Source organism: Amycolatopsis sp. NPDC006125, assembly GCF_040614195.1.
In the GTDB taxonomy this organism is placed as follows: Bacteria; Actinomycetota; Actinomycetes; order Mycobacteriales; family Pseudonocardiaceae; genus Amycolatopsis_E; species Amycolatopsis_E tucumanensis.
Window position 1 is genome coordinate 1 of the sequence record NZ_JBEXTZ010000106.1, and the last position, 18,536, is coordinate 18,536.

Sequence of the window (18,536 nt, forward strand, 5' to 3'; positions counted from 1 at the left end):
CTTGACACGGCTGCTCGGCGACTGAAACACACTCAGGGAGAGGGGGCGGGGGTGGTCGGAAGGTGACCGTTTGGCGCCGTGAGGCGCTTTCTCCGCCCGCAGGGCGGGCTCTTCGCCGCGCGACAGCGCGGCTCTAAAGATCAAAAGAGTCCTCGCCGGACGGGCAGGCTCCGGGATGACCAGGGGTTGGGTGCCTCAGCTCACCTTGGCGAGGTGGTCGCCGGGTGGTCATCCCGTCGCCTTCCGGTTTGTGCATATCACCTTGATCCAGGGCCGCAAGGTTGGCATGTCATCTCACGCGAGCACGGAGGTTGCGGCCCTGGCTCAAGGTGATCGCGCCGGTGTCAGGCGACGGGATGACCACCCAGCTCGGGTTGTGTTCGAAGATCAGCTCTCGCCGCTCGAAAAGGTGGTCCTACCCACCACACTGGTTACCCATCGGTAACCGGGGCTAGAGTGGCGTCATTACCGCCGGGTAACCGGCGGTCCCAGAGCTGACAGAGGGAGCACATCGTGGCTGCAACCCCCCTTGCGCCGACCGCGCGGGCGGTGCGCACCGTGGCCTTCGTCGAGGGGGTCCGCACCCCGTTCGGCAAGGCGGGTGAGAAGGGCATCTACGCCAACACCAGGGCCGACGACCTCGTGGTCAAGGTCATCCGCGAACTGCTGCGCCGCCATCCGGAACTGCCGCCGGAGCGGGTGGACGACGTCGCCATCGCCGCCACGACCCAGACCGGCGACCAGGGCCTGACGATCGGCCGCACGGCCGCCCTCCTGGCCGGTCTGCCGCGCTCGGTCCCCGGCTACGCGATCGACCGCATGTGCGCCGGCGCGATGACCGCGGTCACCACCGTCGCGGGCGGCATCGGCTTCGGCGCCTATGACATCGCCATCGCGGGGGGTGTCGAGCACATGGGCCGCCACCCGATGGGCGAAGGGGTCGACCCCAACCCGCGCATCGTCGCCGACAAGCTCGTCGACCCGTCCGCGCTCGTCATGGGCCAGACCGCGGAGAACCTGCACGACCGCTTCCCGGCCATCACCAAGCGCCGCGCGGACGAGTACGCCGCGCAGAGCCAGGAGCGCTACGCCGACGCCGTCAAGGCCGGCAAGATCGGCCCCGAGCTCGTCCCGGTCGCGATCCGCTCCGAGCTGGGCTGGGGCCTGGCCACCGAGGACGAGCCGCCCCGCCCGGGCACCACCGTGGAAACCCTGGCGAACCTGAAGACCCCGTTCCGCCCGCACGGCCGGGTCACCGCGGGCAACGCCGCGGGCCTGAACGACGGCGCGACCGGTGCGATCCTCGCCGACGAGGAGACCGCCCGCGAGCTGGGCCTGCCCGTCGCGATGCGGATGGTCGGCTACTCCTTCGCCGGCGTCGACCCCGAGGTCATGGGCGTCGGCCCGGTGCCTGCCACCGAGAAGCTGCTCAAGCGGACCGGGCTGTCCATCGACGACATCGGCCTGTTCGAGATCAACGAGGCGTTCGCCGTGCAGGTCCTGGCCTTCCTGGACCACTTCGGCATCGAGCAGACCGACCCGCGCGTCAACCCGTGGGGCGGCGCGATCGCCTGCGGCCACCCGCTGGCCTCCTCCGGCGTGCGGCTGATGACCCAGCTGTCCCGCCAGTTCGCCGAGCACCCCGAGGTCCGCTACGGCATCACCACGATGTGCATCGGCCTCGGCATGGGCGGCACCGTGATCTGGGAGAACCCTGCGTACGACGGGAGTGACAAGTGACGTTCACGGTTGAGCAGGCCAAGGCCGCCTTCCCGGACGAGGTGGTCACCCGCGCCACCACGCGCCTGATCCGGGTGCCCGGCCTGGACAAGCAGGTCGCGCTGATCACCCTGGACAACGGGCACGACCACACCCGCCCGTCCACGTTCGGCCCGCAGGGCCTGGTGAGCCTGAACGCCGCGCTGGACGAGGCGTTCGCCGCGGAACCGGCGGCCATCGCGGTCACCGGCAAGCCGTTCATCTTCGCCGTCGGCGCGGACCTGTCCGGCGTCGAGGCGATCAGCGACCCGAACCTGGCGCACGAGATCGCCGAAACCGGGCACGCGGTGTTCCGCCGCCTCACCGACTCGGCGATCCCGACCTTCGCGTTCGTCAACGGCGCGGTCATGGGCGGCGGGCTCGAACTGGCCCTGTCCTGCCACTACCGCACGCTGTCGGAGTCCGCCGCGGCGATCTCGTTCCCCGAGGTGTTCCTCGGCCTGTTCCCCGGCTGGGGCGGCACGCAGCTGCTGCCGAACCTGATCGGCCCGGACGCCGCGGTCACCGTGATCATCGAAAACGCGCTGAACCAGAACAAGATGCTCAAGCCGGCGCAGGCCGCGCAGCTGGGCATCGTGGACGAGCTGCTGGGCAGCGCGGACTTCCTGGAGCAGTCGCTGCTGTGGCTGGCGAAGGTCGTCAACGGCCAGGTCATCCCGCAGCGCAAGGAGATCGACCGCGGCGCCGGCTGGGACGCGGCGATCGCCCGCGCCAAGGCCATTGTGGACGGCAAGACCAAGGGCGCGTCGCCGGGCGCGACCAAGGCCGTCGAGCTGCTCGAACTCGCCCGCGCGAACGACCTCGACGCAGGCTACGCGGCCGAGACGCAGGCGCTGGCGCAGCTGCTGATGGACGACACGCTGCGCGCCGGGCTGTACTCGTTCAACCTGGTCAACAAGCGCGCCAAGCGCCCGGCCGGCGCGCCGGACAAGTCGCTGGCGCGCAAGGTGACCAAGGTCGGCGTGGTCGGCGCGGGCCTGATGGCGAGCCAGCTGGCGCTGCTGTTCGTGCGGCGCCTGAAGGTCCCGGTCGTGCTGACCGACGTGGACCAGGCGCGCGTCGACAAGGGCGTGTCCTATGTGCACGGTGAGATCGACAAGCTGCTCGGCAAGAAGCGGATCTCGCCGGACGAGGCGAACCGGCTCAAGGCGCTGGTCAGCGGTTCGCTGGACAAGGCGGCCTTCGCGGACGCGGACTTCGTGATCGAGGCCGTGTTCGAGGAGATGGGCGTCAAGCAGCAGGTCTTCGGCGACCTGGAGAACTACGTCAAGCCCGAGGCGATCCTGGCGACGAACACCTCGTCGCTGTCGGTGTCGGAGATGGCGTCGAAGCTGCAGCACCCGGAGCGGGTCGTCGGGTTCCACTTCTTCAACCCGGTGGCCGTGCTGCCGCTGCTGGAGATCGTGCGCGGCGAGCAGACCGACGACGCGGCGCTGGCGACGGCGTTCGCGGTCGGCAAGCAGCTGAAGAAGTCCAGCGTGCTGGTCAAGGACGCCCCGGCGTTCGTGGTGAACCGGCTGCTGCTGCGCTTCCTCGGCGAGGTGCTGACCGCGGTCGACGAGGGCACCCCGTTCGACGTGGCCGACCGCGCGCTGGAGCCGCTGGGCCTGCCGATGTCGCCGCTGACGCTGATGCAGCTGGTCGGCCCGGCGATCGCGCTGCACGTCGGCGAGACGCTGCACGGCGCGTTCCCGGAGCGGTTCCCGGTGAGCGAGAACCTGAAGAAGTTCGTCGCGTCGGGCAAGACCGCGGTGTGGCAGTGGGACGACAAGGGCAACCCGAGCGTCGACCCGGAGGTCGCGGCGCTGTGGCAGCAGGGCGACCGGCCCTCGACCGCGGAGCAGCTGCGCGAGCGGGCGCTTGCCGCGATCGCCGAAGAGATCCGGATCATGCTCGACGAGGGCGTGGTCGCGGAGGCGCAGGACATCGACCTGTGCCTGATCCTCGGCGCGGGCTGGCCGTTCTGGCTCGGCGGCATCACGCCGTACCTGGACCGGACCGGTGTGTCGCAGAAGGTGACCGGCAAGCCGTTCCTGGCGCCGGGTGCGGCCTCGGTGCCGGCGTAACCGCCGAACCTGGTGGCCCCCTCGCGCGTCCTACTGCGCGAGGGGGCCTTTCCCCGTCTGGGGAACAGCCACGGCCCACCCGCGAGCACCGCAATCGGAGACCGTCGTCCGCCGACGCTGGGCCGATTCGACCCGGCCCAGCTGGTAGAGGATCGCCCATCCCAGGATGACGACAAACCCGCCAGGCATGTCGCAGCACGCCCCGGCCCCTGTCGACGGTCGGTCCTACCTGGTCTGGATCGCCTGACCGGTCGTGGACGCCCGGACGAACAACTCCGGCTCCAGGCGCTCCGACTCCGGTGACTGTCCGTTGAGGACGGTGACCAGCAGTTCGAGCGCGCGCCGCCCCATTTCGTGCATCGGGGAGCGGACGCTGGTCAGCGGGACCGGCAGTTCGGCGGCCAGCGGGGTGTCGTTGAAACCCGCCACGGCGACGTCGGCCCCGGGGCGCAGGCCGGCGTCCCGCACCGCACCGAGTGCGCCGATCGCCGCGAAGTCGTTCACGGCGAAGATGGCCGTCGGGCCGGTCTCCGCCAGGAGCCGCTCGGCCGCCCGGTGGCCACCGACGGTGTCGAATCCGGAGTGGACAGTCGCGACCTCGAGACCCTCCTGGCGGTACCGGTCGGCGAACCCGGCCGTCCGGTCGATGCCGGTGCTCGCGAACGGCTCCCCGGCGATCACCCCGGCCCGCCGGTGCCCCAGCTCCAGGAAGTGCTCCGCGACCAGCCTGCCGCCGCGGTAGTCGTCGCAGGTGACCGACGGATGCCCGCCCGCGTGGCGGCTGACCAGCACGAACGGCACGCGCCGCTCGGCCAGCTCGCCGGTGAACTCCCCGTCGTGGTGCGCGTCGCCCAGGATGAGGCCGTCCACACGGCGTGACAGCGCCAGCTCCGTGCGCGCCCGCTGCTCGGCAGGCCGGTCGTGGCTGTTCATCACGAACGTCGCCAGCCCGTGCCCCGCCGCCGCGTCCTCGATGCCCTCGTAGATCGTGGCGAGGACGACGTCGGACAGCCGCGGCACCAGCACCCCGACGAGGTTGCTGCGCTGGGTGCGCAGGCTCTTCGCGTGCGGGTTCGGCCGGTAGTCCAGCCGGGCCGCCCACTTCCGGATCGCGTCGGCGGTCTCCCGGGATGCGGCGCGCGCCGCGTCCTCCGGCGACCCGTTGAGCACGCGGGACACCGTGGAGATGTCGACCCCGGCGCTCTGCGCGATGGTCCGCAGCGTGGCCGGCCGCTTGCGCTCCGCTCGACCCACTTCCCAGCCTTCCGCCCGGCCACCCCTTGACGGCGGCTCCCGGGCTCCTTGATACTACCCAAACGATTTTCCCAAACGTTTGGGTACACCAGCAACACGGACCCAAACGTTTGCGCAAGGAGAGGAACACCGTGTCGTCATCCCTCGGGACCAGGCTCGCCCCGCCGCCCGGCGCCGGCTGGTTCGCACACCGCCCGGTGGCGGGCCTCGCCGCGGACCTGCGCGCCGGACGGCTCACGCCACGTGACCTGGTCGAGACCGCGCTCGCCGAACTCGCCCGGTGGGAGCCGGTGATCAACGCGTTCGTCACCGTGGACGAGGCCGGCGCCCGGGCCGCCGCCGACCAGGCGGGGCGCGAGCTGGCGGCGGGCGTCGACCGCGGGCCGTTGCACGGCGTCCCGGTCGCGGTCAAGGACGTGATCGACGTGCGCGGGCTGCCGACCACCGCCGGTTCCCGCCAGTTCACGGACCACGTCGCCGCCGCGGACGCCGACTGCGTGCGACGGCTCCGCGCGGCGGGCGCGATCGTCCTCGGCAAGACCGCCACCCACGAAATCGCGTTCGGGCCGACGGGTGACCGCGCCGCGAACGGCCCGGCCCGCAACCCCTACGACCCGGGCCGGATGACCGGCGGGTCGAGCAGCGGCTCGGCGGCGGCGGTCGCGGCGGGCGTCGTCCCGCTCGCGCTCGGCACCGACACCGGCGGCTCCGTCCGGATTCCCGCCGCGTGCTGCGGGATCGTCGGCCTGAAGCCGACGCACGGCGCGCTCAGCACACACGGCGTCCTGCCCTTGGCGCCGTCGCTGGACACCGTCGGCCCGCTGGCCCGCACGGCCGCCGACGCGCGTCTGCTGTGGACCGTCCTGAGTGGAACCAAGCCAGGCAACGCCGCACCCCGCGTCGCGTGGGTGCCACCGGACACGATCCACCCAACCGCGCCGGAGGTGACCGCCACCGTCCGCGAGCGCCTGCGTGATCTCGACGAAGACGTTGTCCCGCAAGCGGAAGCGCTCCGCGCCGCGTACGCGGCGATCCAGGGCAGCGAGGCCTATGCCGTGCACGCGGAGCGGCTCGCCGACCGGCCGGACCTGTTCGGCGACGAGGTCCGCGACCGCCTCCGGGCCGGTGGCGAAGTCCGCGGCTGGGAGTACGTCCGTGCCCGCGAGCTGCGCGACCGGGTCCGCGGCGAAGTGCTGGACCTGCTGCGGGAACACGGGATTTTCGCACTGCCCACGACTCCGCTGCCCGCCCCGCCGCTCGATGCGCGCACCTCCGACGTCGGCGACGTGCGAGCCGCGTTGCTGTCGCTGACCAGCCCGTGGAGCGTTCTCGGGCTGCCCGCCCTGTCCGTCCCCGCCGGTCTCGCCGGTGAGCTGCCCGTGGGACTGCAGCTCGTCGGCCCGCCCGGCTCCGAGCACGACCTCCTGACGATCGCCGAACACCTCTGAAGGGAACAGCCGAATGTCGACGAGCGCCATCACCGCCGCTGCCGTGCAGTGCGACCCGCAGGTCGGGCTGGAGAACAAGGACAAGAACCTCGCCCGGACCCTCGAACTGGTCACCGAGGCCGCCGAGCAGGGCGCGAACCTGGTCGTGCTGCCCGAGCTGGTCAACACCGGCTACTCCTTCGCCACCCGGGAGGAGGCCTACGCGCACGCCGAGGAGCTGACCGGCCCGACCGTGCAGGCGTGGACCGAACTCGCCCGCAGCCGCGGCATCCACCTCGTCGGCGGGATCACCGAACTCGACGGGGTGCGCCTGTTCGACACGGCCGTCCTCATCGGACCGGACGGGCTGATCGGGCACTACCGCAAAACCCACCTGTGGCACAAGGAAAAGCTCGTGTTCACGCCAGGCGACCTCGGGTTCCCGGTGTTCGAGACCCGCATCGGCCGGATCGGCCTGCTGATCTGCTGGGACATCTGGTTCCCGGAGGTCGCGCGCCTGCTCGCGGTGCAGGGCGCGGACGTCATCTGCAGCGTCAACAACTGGGTGTGGACGCCGCCGCCGCTGTTCGACGACGCCGGCCGGTGCATGGCCGCCTACCTGACCATGACCGCTTCGCACGTCAACGGTGTGCCGATCGTCGCGGCGAACCGGGTCGGCGAGGAGCGCGGCGCGAAGTTCCTCGGGTGCTCGCTGATCACCGGCACCAACGGCTGGCCCGCGAGCGAGGTCGCCGCCCCCGAGGGCGACACGATCGTCTACAGCGGACTCGACCTGATGGCCACCCGGTCGGCGGCGATCTGGAACGAGCTCAACGACCTGCCACGAGACCGCCGCACCGACCTCTACGATCCGCTGCTGGGGTACCGCGGCGGCCAGGCCTACCCGCGGTGATCCCGGTGCTCACCACGACCCGCCGGGCGACGAAGCCCGCCGGTGCGCTCGGCCGCTGGCTGGCCGGCGCCGCGCTGTTCGGGGTCACCGCGGGCATCGCCCTGCTGCTGGCCCGCGTCACCGGTTCGCTGCCGCACGTCCTGTCCGCCTACGACGAGTGGCAGGAGCAGGCCTACCACCACATCCCGCAGTTCCTGCGCTGGGTCCTGGGCGACGCCACCGAGGCGCAGTTCTACAAGTCCGCGCTCGGCGGGATCGGCCTGCTGGCCGGTGGTTGGATCGCGCACGTCGGATGGCGGCGCGGCCGCCGCTGGGCCGGGTTCGCGGTCAGCGGGGGCAGCGGGCTGTGGCCGTGGGTCACCGCCGCGGCCCTGCTCGGGCTGCTGCTGTCCAACCTGGCCTGGGGGTGGACGATCCCCGCGACCGGCGCGTGGCAGCCGACGTTCGTGGCGTTCGTGTCGGTGCCGCCCATGGTGGTCCTGACCTACGGCGCGGGGTGGCGGGTCGCCGCCACCGGTGCCGTGCTCGGCGCCGCGTTGACCACGCCCGCCGCGTTGCTGCTGGTCAACTTCGTGTGCGTGCCACTGGGGCAGCCCGCGGTGCTGGGGTCGGTGACCGCGATGTGGGTCAGCGCGCTGATCGCGTTCCCGCTGTGCCGCCGCCTGCCGTGGCTCCCGCGGCCGGTCCCGCCGCCCGCCGCGGAGCACAGCGTGCCGCGGCAAGGGCCGGTGTGGGTGGTGCGGCGCGTGCTCGCCGACTTCACCGAGGCGCCCTTCCACGGCAACGAGATCGCCTCGCTCGGACTGCTCGCCGGGACGGTGCTGACCTACCTGCTCAACCCGCTGACCCCGGTGTACGGCAGCGGTCTGCTACCCGCCCTGCTCACCGCGCAAGTGCTCACCGCCACGCTCGGCGTGCTGGTGTACCGGCGGCAGTGGGCTCGGCACGGCTGGTACCCGACGTTCGTGCCGGTCGTGTCGGTCGCGCCCGCGGTGGTGCTCACCTACGGGCCGACGTGGCCCGCCGTGCTGAGCGGCGCGGTGCTCGGGGCGCTGGCCGCTCCCCCGCTGGCCGCGTTCGCGTCCCGGCGCATCCCGCTCGGCGTGCATCCCTGCGCGGGCAACATGTTCGCCATGACGGTGTGCACCGGCGTCCTCGTTCCCCTGCTGGACATCGTTCTGTGAAAGGAAAACCGATGCAGATCCTGCGGTTCGACCGCGACGGCACGACGCTGACCGCCGAGCGGCGCGACGGTGACGGGCCGCCGGTGGTCGTGGTGCCCGGCGTGATGGCCGACGCCGCGTCCTGGCGGCCGGTCGTCGACGCCCTCGCGCTGCCGAACCCGGTCGTCGTGCTGAACCGGCGCGGCCGGGCGCCCAGCGGCCCGCTCGGCGACGGGTACTCGCTGCGCACCGAGATCGACGACCTGCACCACGTGCTCGACACCCTCGGCGGCGACGTGGAACTGTTCGGCTGGAGCTACGGCGGGCTGATCGCGCTGGAGGCCGCGGTGCAGCGGCGGGATCTGCGGTCGGTGGTGGCTTACGAACCGGTGTCGAGCCCGTTCGGTGTCCACGCGCTGGAGTCGTTGCGGGCGGCCGAAGGCGATCTGGACCGCGCGGTGGAGATCGTGAACCGCGACGTGTCCGGGTTCTCCGCGGAGTACGTGGCGGCGCTGCGGGAGAGTCCGGTGTGGCCGGTGCTGCGCCCGCTGGCCCATCCGCTCGCGGCCGAACTCGCCGCGCTGAACGCGCACGAGCCGGCCTTCGACCGCTACCGCGAGCTCGACGTGCCGGTCACGTTGCTGCTGGGCGAGCTGAACGAGGGAGCCGAACCGTACGGCACGGCGTTCGCGGTGTTCGAGCGGGCGCTGCCCCAGGCCCGGCGGGTGGCCATGCCCGGGCAGGGGCACCTCGCGCACGCCCAGGCGCCGGAGGTGCTGGCGAAACACCTCGCGGCGGCGATCCGGCCCTAGGACTGCGCCCCTTGGTGAGGCGGGTGGCCAGGTCCTTGGTCGGCGGCGGCAGGCGCACCAGCATGCTGCTGGCGCCCGGAAGAAGAGGGCTGCGCGCCCGGAGCCGAGGCGCTCGCGGTCGACGGGGAAGGACCCGGCCGGTCCCGCGGCCAGACTGAGCACGAAGATCCATCTTGCGATCGATGGGCGCGGGTCACCGACGCGGGTGCTGCTCACCGGCCAGGCCGCATCCCTCGACCCGGCAGGCGATGCGGGACCGGCGAGTCCGATTCACCAGCCCGGAACGGGAGGACACTTCCTAGGCGAGGGGGTCTCACAGTACCTGCATCACCAGGGTCTCCCGGACGTCCAGGACGCGTGCCACTTTGGTTGAGCCGGCTCCCAGCCGGCCGCATGCTTCCACGACAAAGGGGACGAAGACCCATGGCGGACGACCAGTTCACCACCCACGCGGATCTCTTCGATCTGAGTGGGAAGTACGCACTTGTCACTGGTGGCACCAGGGGCATCGGGATGATGATCGCGCGGGGCCTGCTGCAGGCGGGCGCCCGCGTCGTCATCAGCTCACGCAACACCAACGCGTGCACGGAGGCACAGCGTCTGCTCTCCGAATTCGGCGACGTCCGAGCATTCCCCGCCGACCTGTCCAGGTACGACGAGTGTCAGCGCCTCGCTGATCTCGTCAAAGGCGACTCGGATCGCCTGGACATCCTCATCAACAACGCGGGAGCGATGTGGCGCGAGCCGCTGGAGACGTTCCCGGCCGAGGCCTGGGACACGGTGATCGACCTCAACCTCAAGTCGCCGTTCTGGCTGGTGCAGGCGCTGCTCCCCGCACTTCGCCGGGCGGGCACCGCCGACGATCCCGCGCGGATCATCAACATCGGCAGTATCGCCGCCATCCACGTCGCCGAGTCGCCCAACTACTCGTACGCCGGCAGCAAAGCCGCGCTCCACCAACTCACCAGGGTGCTCGCCAGGGAACTGGGCCCCCAGCACGTCACGGTGAACGCGGTGGCCCCAGGAGTGTTCCCGTCGCAGATGATGGCGGCCACGCTCGACGCCATCGGCGACGAGATCGCGGCGAAGGCCCCGCTGCGCCGGCTCGGCCGCGACGACGACATGGCAGGCGTCGCCGTGTTCCTCGGCAGCCGCGCCGGGGCTTACCTGACGGGCGCCATCGTCCCGGTCGACGGCGGCATCGCCACGACCGCAACGGGTACCTAGGCGTTTTGCCGGCTCCCCCGGGCCTCGACGGGGGTACCAGCAGAACCTCCCTCCGCCCGCGGACAGGGCCTACGGTCAAAAGGTGGCCAAGATCGATCTGCGCACCGAGATCAAGGAATTCCTGAGCTCGCGTCGCGCGCGAATCACGCCCGAGCGGGCCGGACTGCCCGCCTACGGCGGCAACCGCCGGGTCGAAGGTCTGCGCCGCGAAGAGGTGGCTCTGCTGGCGGGGGTGTCGGTCGACTACTACGTGCGCATGGAGCGCGGCAGCCTCACCGGCGCCTCCGACGGGGTGCTCGACGCGTTGGCCTCTGCCTTGCAACTCGACGAGGCCGAGCGCGATCACCTGTTCCACCTCGCGCGGCAGTCCAAGGGTCCACGCCGCCGGCGACCCGCCGTGACCGTGCGCCCGGCCCTTCAGCAGGTGCTCGACGCCATCACCGATGCGCCGGCTTGGATTTGCACTGGCCGTTATGACGTGCTGGCCATGAATCACCTTGCCCGCGCGCTGTATTCACCGGTGCTGGCCGACCCGCGACGGACGGCGAACACCGCGCGGTTCGTGTACCTGGCCCCCGGCGCGGCGAAAACGTTCTTCGTCGACTACGACCGGATCGCCCGCGACGTGGCTGCGAAGCTGCGCATGGAAGCCGGCCGCGATCCGCACGACGAGGAGCTGATCGCCCTGGTCGGTGAATTGTCGGCGCGCAGCGAGCTCTTCCGGCAGCGGTGGGCATCCCAGGACGTCCGGCACCACCGGTCCGGGCGCAAGCGTCTGCACCACCCGGTGGTGGGCCGGCTCGACCTGGACGTCGAGTCGATGGAGATGCCTGCCGAACCCGGCCTGCTCCTGAACGTCTACACCGCGCCCGCCGGCACGGCGACCGCGGACGGCCTGGCCCTGCTGGCGTCGTGGGCGGCCGGCCTTGGGCACCCGCGGTCGGAGCGCAGGCAAACCCAGCCGGAGTCGCCGTAGCCTAGGCCTCCTTGGCGATCGTCTCCCGGACAGCGGGCACGATCTCCCGGGCCCAGCGGCCGAGGGAGATGTCGTCGTGGGCGGCGTGGCCCGGCGGGAACAGGATGAAGCCGGACATCCCGTGCTCGAGGACGCCCGAGGTCAGCTCCTCGACCCACTGGTCCACGGACCCGCCGATCCAGCGGCCCTCGTCGTCCCGCGTCTTCGCCAGCGGCTTGTCAGTGATGCGGCCGGGGAAGTTCAGGATCGTGCGGACCTCGCTCGGGTCGCGCCCTGCCGCGGCCGCCGCCTCGTCGATCACCGGCCGCGACGTGCGGTACCGCTCGCTCAGCCAGTCCGCCGCGTGGCCGGGCAGCCAGCCGTCGGCCACGCGGCCGGTCGCGGCGAGCGACTTCCGCCCGACCGACCCGGTCCACACCGGCGGCGCGGCCACCGGCGCGGGCTCGATGCCGCGCACCCGGTAGTGCCGTCCCTCGTGGGTCACCGGCTCTCCACCCCCGGCCAGGCTCTTGACCAGCAGGATCGCCTCCTCGAAGGCCTCCACCGCCTCGCCCGGGGTGAACCGCGGCCCGCCCATGTCGGCGATCCGGTCCGGGAGCCCGCCCGCGCCGACCCCGAGCACGACCCGGCCACCGGACAGCGCCGACAGGGTCGTCACCGCCCTGGCCAGCATCGCCGGGGGCCGCAGCGGCAGGTTGGTGACGTTGGCGAAACCCGCGATGCGCTCCGTGTTCCCCAGCAGGAACCCGATGGTCGCGTAGGCGTCCAGGCGGCTCCCGAAGTAGGGGTGGTCGGACAGCGAGACCAGGTCGAGCCCGTCGGCGTCCGCTCGCCGGACCATGCGCAGCAGGTCGGTCACCTCGTCGGCGCCGGTGTGCGCGCCGAACCCGAAAACCACGTCAGGTGCAGTCATGATGATCCCTCCAGTTCGTACTACGAACAATAATGGTTCGCAGTACGAACTGCAAGGTCAGCGGTCCAGGAAGACCGGGGGCACCTCGTTGTCCGTCACGACCCGGCCGAGCAGCCCGGCGAGCCGGTCGCGGTCGGCCGCGTCGAGCCCCGCGGGAAGCTGTTCGATCCGGCGGCAGGTCTCGGCGTAGAACTCCCCCGCCAGCCGCTTCCCCTCCGGCGTGAGCGCGACCAGAACCGCCCTGGTGTCGCGCGGATCCGGCTCGCGGCGGACCAGGCCGTTGCGTTCGGTGCGGTCGACCAGCCCGGTGAGGCTCGACTTCGCCAGCCGCAGCACCGCGCCCAGCTCGGTCATGCCGTAGGGCCGCGCCATCAGCACGCACAACAGCTGCCCCTGCGGCATCGTGATGCCGTACTCCCTGGCCGATTCGGAATACACCGCGTTCACCAGGAACGTGGACCGCACCAGGGCGGTCACGATCCCCATCCGGCCGTCATCCTGTGCGGGCATTCCACCAGGTTAACAGTTCGTGGTGCGAATTACCTCAGGCATCGGGGTGGGGGCCGTGGCGGTCACCGGCCTCCAGCGTCGCCATCCCGGCGATGTCGTGCGAGTCCAGCTCGAAGTCGAAGATGTCGATGTTCTCCCGGATGCGGCTCGGGGTGGCCGACTTCGGGATGACCATGTGCCCCATCTCGATGTGCCAGCGCAGCACCACCTGCGCCGGGGTCTTTCCGTGCTTGCGGGCGATCGTGGTGATCACCTCGTGGTCCAGCTGCCTGCCGCGGGCGAGCGGGCTCCACGCCTCGGTCACGATGCCGTGCTGCTCGTGGAAGCCGCGCAGCGCCGCCTGCTGCAGGCCGGGGTGCAGCTCGACCTGGTTGACCGCGGGCACGACCTCGGTCTCGGCCATCAGCCGTTCCAGGTGCGGGATCTGGAAGTTGGACACGCCGATCGCGCGGGCCCTGCCGTCGGCGAGGATCTTCTCCAGCGCGCGCCACGTCTCCACGTAGCGGTCCTGCCCCGGCACCGGCCAGTGGATGAGGTACAGGTCGACGTAGTCGAGCCCGAGCAGCTCCAGGCTGCCGTCGAACGCCTTCAGCGCCCGGTCGTAGCCGTGCTCGGTGTTCCACAGCTTCGTGGTGACGAACAACTCCTCGCGGGCCAGGCCGGACGACCGCACCGCGGCGCCGACGCCGCGCTCGTTGCCGTAGAGGGTCGCCGTGTCGAAGCTGCGGTAGCCGGCCTCCATCGCCACGTGCATCACCGACTCGACCTCGTCGTCGGGCAGCTTGTACACCCCGAACCCGAGTGCGGGCAGCTCGATCTCGTTGTTCAACCGGAGGGAAGGGACCATGCCCAGCACCGTAACTCAGCGGGTCGCGGGCAGCCGGACGGTGACGGCCAGCCCGCCGCCGACCACCGGTTCCGCGGCGACCAGCCCGTCGTGCGCCTCGACCGCCGCGCGCACGATCGACAACCCGAGACCCGCGCCGTGGCGGGCGGTGCGCGCCACGCCCGCGCGGCGGAACGGCTCGAACAGCTCGTCCACCGTCTGCGGGTCGACCAGCCCGCCGGAGGACCGCACCCGCAGCGTCGACCACTGCTCCCCGGCCTGGGTGGTGACCTCGATCCAGCCGGCGTCGACGTTGTGCCGCACCGCGTTCTCCAGCAGGTTGCCCGCGATGCGCTCGAGCAGCGCGGGATCGCCGGTGGTCCAGGCCGGCTCGACGTGGAAGGTGGTCTTGAGGCCGCGCTGGTCGGCCTCCCCGGACACGGCCCGCCACGCGCTCGCGACCAGCGCGGCGAGGTCGACCGGCTCGGTCACCACCAGCCCGGCGCCGTCGGTGCGGGCGAGCAGCAGCAGCGACCCGACGAGCTGGTTGGCCCGCTCGGTCGCGTCCCGCACCACGCCGGCCATGCGGCGCAGCTCGGCGGCGTCGGCCCGGTCGTCGGCGAGCGTGACGTCCAGTTCGGTGCGGATCACCGACAGTGGGGTGCGCAGCTCGTGGCTGGCGTTGGCGACGAAGTGCCGCTGCGCCTCGAACGCCGACTGCAGCCGGTCGAGCATCGCGTCGAAGGTCTGCGCCAGCTCGGCCAGCTCACCGCGCGCGTCGACCTCGCCGATGCGCTCGCCCAGCGACTCGACCGACAACCGCCGCGCGGTGCCGGTGATGTCGCGCAGCGGGCGCAGCACGCGCGAGGTGAACGTCCACGCCAGGATCGCGGTGGCCAGCACCACGCAGCAGAACGCGATGGTCCCGGCGAGCAGCATCTTGTCCCGCGCGTGGTCCCGCAGGTGCGTGGCCAGCGCGGCGGCGTCCACGTCCACGCCGTCGACGCGCACGACCGTGCCCGGCGGCATCTGCGGCACCGCGGCCACGGCGTCGCCGACCAGCGTCCAGGCCAGCCAGAGCAGCACGAGGCTCACGCCGGCTGCCAGCCCGGTCGCGAGCAGCGTGATGCGCGCCCGCAGGCTGCGCACCGGCGTGCGTGTCGAGCGCGAACTCACCCCTTCGCGGGGCCGGTGTCGCGTGCCCGGTACCCGGATCCCACCACGGTCTCGATGATCCCAGGTTCGCCCAGCTTCTTGCGCAGGGTCATCACCGTCACCCGCACGGTCGTGGTGAACGGGTCGGCGTTCTCGTCCCACACGCGCTCGAGCAGCTCCTCGCTGCTGACGACCGCGCCCTTGGCGGACATCAGGACCTCCAGGACGCCGAACTCCTTGCGGGTCAGGTCGACCGGGCCGCTCGCGCGGCGGACCGTGCGCTTGGCCGGGTCGAGCTCGACGTCGCCGACCGTGAGCAGCGGCGGCGCGGCCGGGGTGGCGCGACGGCCGAGCGCGCGGACGCGGGCGACCAGCTCGGGGAAGGCGAACGGCTTGGCCAGGTAGTCGTCGGCGCCGAGGGACAGGCCCTCGACGCGGTCGGAGACCGTGCCGCTCGCGGTCAGCATGAGGACGCGGGTCAGCTCGTCGGAGGAGACGATCTGGCGGCACAGCTCGTCGCCGGACATCCCGGGCAGGTCGCGGTCGAGCAGCACCACGTCGTAGCGTGTGATGCTCGCCTTCTCGTGCCCCTCGTCGCCGGTGAGGGCGACGTCGACCGCCATGCCTTCCCGGCGCAGCCCGCGCGCGATCGCGTCCGCCAGCGGCGCCTCGTCCTCGACAACCAGAATTCGCACGCAGACAACCGTGCCACAGTTTCCTGAGAGTTACCTGGGCGGCGGTATCCTGGCTCTTCGCGACTGGCTGGGGGTGGCCCGGATGAGCGGTCTGGAGATCTTCGTCGGCGAGTGGACGGTCGAGGTCGGGTTCCCCGGCGCGCCGCCCGCGCGGTCGGTGTTCGAGTGGATCCTGGACGGCACGTACCTGGCGCAGCGCACCGAGGTGCCGCTGCCGGAGGTGCCGGACAGCCTGTCGCTGGTGGGCCCGGCGCGGGACGGCGGGTACACCCAGCACTACTTCGACTCGCGCGGGGTGGCCCGCCTGTACACGATGACCTTCGACGGCGCGCGGTGGACGCTGCTGCGGGAGACCGCGGACTTCACGCCATTGCATTTCGCGCAGCGGTTCACCGGGGTGTTCTCCGCGGACGGCGACCGGATCGACGGCGCGTGGGAGAAGCAGGATCCGGGCGGGGACTGGGAACTGGACTTCGAACTGGTCTACACGCGGGCGGGTTGAGTTTCCGCGGGCCAGTCGCGGTCGGCTGGCCGCGCCGCGCACATCGGCCGGACACCGTTCGGCGGGAAGCCCGCGCCTGCGCGCCGGACCAGCCGGGAGTTCGCAGCGCGCGCCGCGGCGAGGGCGCTGCATCCGAGCGGTCGGCGGAACGGCACCGATCGCGGCACCGCGCTTTGATCTAGAGCGGCACCTCCACGAACCGCCGCCCGTCGAGGGTTTCCACCGCCACCGCGGCCACCTCGGTGGGCGCCACCAAAGCGAAGCCGTCCAGCGAAGTGCCCTCCCGCTCCCCCGCCGGGGACACCAGCCAGCTGCCCGCCTCGACGCGCGAACCGTCGCGGGCGACGACCACCAGCCGGCACTTCTGGCCCGCCGGGATGCCGCCCACGGACGCCGTCAGCCGGACCCATCCGGCGGCAGGCCGGACCGCCACGGACATCGTCGCGCCGGTCGCCGCGTCCGTGCCGGACACCGTTCGCGTGCCCGGCTCCTGCGCGGTCACCGTAGGCGGCGCCGTCGTCCGGCCCAGCACCACGCCGCCGGCGCCCAGCGCGACCGCCACCGCGACCGCCGCCACCCCGGCCACCAGCCGGTTTCGCCGCACCCGCGAGTCGCGTTCGCGGCGGACCTGGCCGAGCGTGCGCTGCAGCAGCAGGTCCCCGCCGTCGGGCGGCCCGTCCAGCATCGCCTCCGGCGGGACGACCTCCAGCGCCGCCCGCGCCATCCGCAGGGACGCCACCTCGGCCTGGCAACGACGGCAGGAGTTCAGGTGCCGCTGCATCGCTCGCATCTCCTCGTGCTCGAGCGCTTCGAGCAGGTAGGCGGCGAGCGCTCCGGGATCGTGGATCGTCATCCGGCCACCTCTCCGACCGCGGCCCCGCGGCCGCCGAACGTCTGGCGCATCGCTCTGAGCGCGTAGTACGACCGCGACTTCACCGTGCCCGGCGGGACCCCGAGGGTCGCCGCCGCCTCGGCGACGCTGCGGCCGCGGAAGTAGATCTCGGTCAGCACGTCCCGGTGCTCCGGCGACAGCCGGTCCATCGCGTCGAGCACGACTATCGAGTTCAGCACGGCGTCGGAGTGGTCGGCCGCGACCGGCGGCGCCGCGGGTGCCTCCGCGACCTCCGCCGGCCGGGCGGCCTTCGCGCGGAACCGGTCGGTGATGATGTTGCGCGCCACCGTCAGCAGCCAGCCGCGCACCGAACCCTTGCCGTTGACGAGGGTCTCCGGATGCCGCCACGCCCGCACCAGGGTTTCCTGCACGGCGTCCTCGGCCGCGGCGTGGTCGCCGGTGAGCCGGGCGGCGTAGGCGAGCAGCGCCCGCCCGTGCTCCTCGTACAGCGTCCGGATCAGGGCCTCGTCGGCGACCGCCGTCCGTTTCGCGGCGCGTAGCACCGGCATCCGCACTCACTCCTCGCTGGGGATCAGTAACTGCTCGGCGCGGCCGCGAGTGGTTTCTTCTCCGCGGCGACCTTGCAGCCGTTGGTCTCGATGGCGAACCAGGTGCCGCCGACGGTGTGGCCGTTCGCCTGGCCGGGCGCGGTGTCCTGGGCGTAGGTGTAGACCGGCCAGCCGCCGACAGTGACCTGCTCGGTCCCGTCCGGCCGGGTGACCGTGCCGACCAGCTCCGGGTCGACGCCTTCGATGCGGGTCTCCCCGCGCGCCACGACCGGGGGCCAGGTGGTGGCGCACTGGCCCTCGCACGTGGTCTTCGGCGGGTTCTTGCCGTCCTTGGTGAACAGGTAGATCGTGCGGCCGTCGCCGTCGGTGAGGACGGTGTCCAGGCCGGGGATGTTCGTGGTGCGGATCGCGGTCTCCGGGGTGGCGGCCTTCGCCCCGGTCGGCGTGATGGCCGCCCAGGTGCCGCCGACGCCCTGGCCCTTGGCCTCGCCGGCCACGGTGTCCTTGGCGTAGCGGTAGACCGGCCAGCCGTTGACCGTGACCTGCTGGGTGCCGTCGGCGCGCGCGACCGTGCCGACGAGCTTCGCGTCGACCCCGCGCACGTCCACCGCGCCGGTCGCGATCACCGGCGGCCAGGTGGTGGCGCATTCGCCTGCGCAGGCCGACTTGGGCGGCCGCGCGGTGTCGCGGTCGAAGCGGTAGAGGGTCAGGCCGTTGGAATCGGTGAGGACCGGGCCGAGCCCGTCGACGTCGGACGCGACCAGCCCGACGGCCGGCTGGACGGCGGCCGCCTGCTGGATCGCGACCGGGCCGGCGGCCGGGCCGGGCTCGCCCTGCCCGCACGCGGTGAGCAGGGCGAGTCCGGCGAGTGCGGCGGCGGGCAGGACGATGCGCGCGGTCATGGTCGTCTCCTTCTC

General features: G+C 72.2%; 18 protein-coding genes. 9 read left to right on the plus strand and 9 right to left on the minus strand.

Features of this window, described 5'->3' with window-relative positions; all coding sequences use genetic code 11:
* Positions 1-549 precede the first annotated feature (549 nt).
* Together ABZ193_RS36100 and ABZ193_RS36105 are read left to right on the plus strand one after the other, a co-directional pair.
* Positions 550-1,740, plus strand: coding sequence for a thiolase family protein (locus ABZ193_RS36100; protein WP_354713065.1), 1,191 nt, complete (start codon positions 550-552; stop codon positions 1,738-1,740).
* Positions 1,737-3,845 (plus strand): 3-hydroxyacyl-CoA dehydrogenase NAD-binding domain-containing protein, encoded by a 2,109-nt coding sequence (locus ABZ193_RS36105; RefSeq protein WP_354713031.1) that lies wholly within the window; start codon positions 1,737-1,739, stop codon positions 3,843-3,845. The genes ABZ193_RS36100 and ABZ193_RS36105 overlap by 4 nt, the downstream gene beginning before the upstream one ends.
* Before the next feature lie 225 nt (positions 3,846-4,070).
* Here ABZ193_RS36105 and ABZ193_RS36110 read toward each other — a convergent pair whose 3' ends face one another.
* Positions 4,071-5,099: a LacI family DNA-binding transcriptional regulator gene (locus ABZ193_RS36110; RefSeq protein WP_354713033.1), complete on the minus strand. Its 1,029-nt coding sequence runs from the start codon at positions 5,097-5,099 to the stop codon at positions 4,071-4,073.
* Between the two features lie 131 nt (positions 5,100-5,230).
* On the opposite strand from ABZ193_RS36110, the gene ABZ193_RS36115 reads away from it, so the two are divergent.
* The 6 genes from ABZ193_RS36115 to ABZ193_RS36140 all read left to right on the plus strand — a co-directional run bounded on the left by ABZ193_RS36115 (position 5,231) and on the right by ABZ193_RS36140 (position 11,617).
* Positions 5,231-6,547: an amidase gene (locus ABZ193_RS36115; protein WP_354713035.1), complete on the plus strand. Its 1,317-nt coding sequence runs from the start codon at positions 5,231-5,233 to the stop codon at positions 6,545-6,547.
* A 13-nt stretch (positions 6,548-6,560) separates the two neighbouring features.
* Positions 6,561-7,439, plus strand: coding sequence for a nitrilase family protein (locus ABZ193_RS36120; RefSeq protein ID WP_354713037.1), 879 nt, complete (start codon positions 6,561-6,563; stop codon positions 7,437-7,439).
* Positions 7,440-7,444: 5 nt separating this feature from the next.
* Entirely contained in the window at positions 7,445-8,623 is a 1,179-nt protein-coding gene (locus tag ABZ193_RS36125; RefSeq protein ID WP_354713038.1) for a hypothetical protein, read from the plus strand.
* 11 nt (positions 8,624-8,634) lie between these two features.
* Positions 8,635-9,414, plus strand: a complete 780-nt coding sequence (locus ABZ193_RS36130) for an alpha/beta hydrolase (protein WP_354713040.1) — start codon at positions 8,635-8,637, stop codon at positions 9,412-9,414.
* Positions 9,415-9,837: 423 nt separating this feature from the next.
* Entirely contained in the window at positions 9,838-10,641 is an 804-nt protein-coding gene (locus ABZ193_RS36135) for an SDR family oxidoreductase (protein ID WP_354713042.1), read from the plus strand.
* An 82-nt stretch (positions 10,642-10,723) separates the two neighbouring features.
* The gene (locus ABZ193_RS36140) at positions 10,724-11,617 is read left to right on the plus strand and encodes a helix-turn-helix transcriptional regulator (protein WP_354713043.1); all 894 of its coding nucleotides are present in this window, start codon (positions 10,724-10,726) and stop codon (positions 11,615-11,617) included.
* 1 nt (position 11,618) lies between these two features.
* Here ABZ193_RS36140 and ABZ193_RS36145 read toward each other — a convergent pair whose 3' ends face one another.
* The 5 genes from ABZ193_RS36145 to ABZ193_RS36165 are packed head-to-tail and all read right to left on the minus strand — an operon-like array spanning position 11,619 to position 15,716.
* Positions 11,619-12,530 (minus strand): LLM class flavin-dependent oxidoreductase, encoded by a 912-nt coding sequence (locus ABZ193_RS36145; protein WP_354713045.1) that lies wholly within the window; start codon positions 12,528-12,530, stop codon positions 11,619-11,621.
* Positions 12,531-12,587: 57 nt separating this feature from the next.
* A complete protein-coding gene (locus tag ABZ193_RS36150; RefSeq protein ID WP_020422393.1) occupies positions 12,588-13,016 on the minus strand; it encodes a MarR family transcriptional regulator in 429 nt (142 codons plus the stop codon).
* Positions 13,017-13,074: 58 nt separating this feature from the next.
* On the minus strand, positions 13,075-13,887 hold the full coding sequence (locus ABZ193_RS36155; RefSeq protein WP_027936513.1) for an aldo/keto reductase: 813 nt from the start codon (positions 13,885-13,887) through the stop codon (positions 13,075-13,077).
* 15 nt (positions 13,888-13,902) lie between these two features.
* Positions 13,903-15,042 (minus strand): HAMP domain-containing sensor histidine kinase, encoded by a 1,140-nt coding sequence (locus ABZ193_RS36160; protein WP_354713047.1) that lies wholly within the window; start codon positions 15,040-15,042, stop codon positions 13,903-13,905.
* Positions 15,039-15,716 (minus strand): response regulator transcription factor, encoded by a 678-nt coding sequence (locus ABZ193_RS36165; protein WP_017983685.1) that lies wholly within the window; start codon positions 15,714-15,716, stop codon positions 15,039-15,041. Before ABZ193_RS36165 ends, ABZ193_RS36160 begins: the two co-directional genes overlap by 4 nt.
* An 82-nt stretch (positions 15,717-15,798) precedes the next feature.
* Between ABZ193_RS36165 and ABZ193_RS36170 the strand changes: the two genes are divergently transcribed.
* Positions 15,799-16,218, plus strand: a complete 420-nt coding sequence (locus ABZ193_RS36170) for a hypothetical protein (RefSeq protein ID WP_020422396.1) — start codon at positions 15,799-15,801, stop codon at positions 16,216-16,218.
* A gap of 178 nt (positions 16,219-16,396) precedes the next feature.
* Here the strand turns inward: ABZ193_RS36170 and ABZ193_RS36175 are convergent, their stop codons facing one another.
* From ABZ193_RS36175 to ABZ193_RS36185, 3 genes are read right to left on the minus strand one after another with little or no spacing between them, the layout of a single operon-like run.
* Complete coding sequence (locus tag ABZ193_RS36175) at positions 16,397-17,071, minus strand: anti-sigma factor (protein ID WP_354713048.1); 675 nt, start codon at positions 17,069-17,071, stop codon at positions 16,397-16,399.
* The gene (locus ABZ193_RS36180) at positions 17,068-17,619 is read right to left on the minus strand and encodes a sigma-70 family RNA polymerase sigma factor (protein ID WP_354713050.1); all 552 of its coding nucleotides are present in this window, start codon (positions 17,617-17,619) and stop codon (positions 17,068-17,070) included. The genes ABZ193_RS36175 and ABZ193_RS36180 overlap by 4 nt, the downstream gene beginning before the upstream one ends.
* Before the next feature lie 23 nt (positions 17,620-17,642).
* Entirely contained in the window at positions 17,643-18,521 is an 879-nt protein-coding gene (locus ABZ193_RS36185) for an SCO0930 family lipoprotein (protein WP_354713052.1), read from the minus strand.
* Positions 18,522-18,536: the final 15 nt, after the last annotated feature.

Coding starts and splice junctions, on each gene's coding strand:
- ABZ193_RS36120 (WP_354713037.1), top strand. CDS start 6,561: ATGTCGACGAGCGCCATCACCGCCGCTGCCGTGCAGTGCGACCCGCAG.
- ABZ193_RS36130 (WP_354713040.1), top strand. CDS start 8,635: ATGCAGATCCTGCGGTTCGACCGCGACGGCACGACGCTGACCGCCGAG.
- ABZ193_RS36135 (WP_354713042.1), top strand. CDS start 9,838: ATGGCGGACGACCAGTTCACCACCCACGCGGATCTCTTCGATCTGAGT.
- ABZ193_RS36145 (WP_354713045.1), bottom strand. CDS start 12,530: ATGACTGCACCTGACGTGGTTTTCGGGTTCGGCGCGCACACCGGCGCC.
- ABZ193_RS36150 (WP_020422393.1), bottom strand. CDS start 13,016: ATGGGGATCGTGACCGCCCTGGTGCGGTCCACGTTCCTGGTGAACGCG.
- ABZ193_RS36155 (WP_027936513.1), bottom strand. CDS start 13,887: ATGGTCCCTTCCCTCCGGTTGAACAACGAGATCGAGCTGCCCGCACTC.
- ABZ193_RS36170 (WP_020422396.1), top strand. CDS start 15,799: ATGAGCGGTCTGGAGATCTTCGTCGGCGAGTGGACGGTCGAGGTCGGG.
- ABZ193_RS36175 (WP_354713048.1), bottom strand. CDS start 17,071: ATGACGATCCACGATCCCGGAGCGCTCGCCGCCTACCTGCTCGAAGCG.
- ABZ193_RS36180 (WP_354713050.1), bottom strand. CDS start 17,619: ATGCCGGTGCTACGCGCCGCGAAACGGACGGCGGTCGCCGACGAGGCC.
- ABZ193_RS36185 (WP_354713052.1), bottom strand. CDS start 18,521: ATGACCGCGCGCATCGTCCTGCCCGCCGCCGCACTCGCCGGACTCGCC.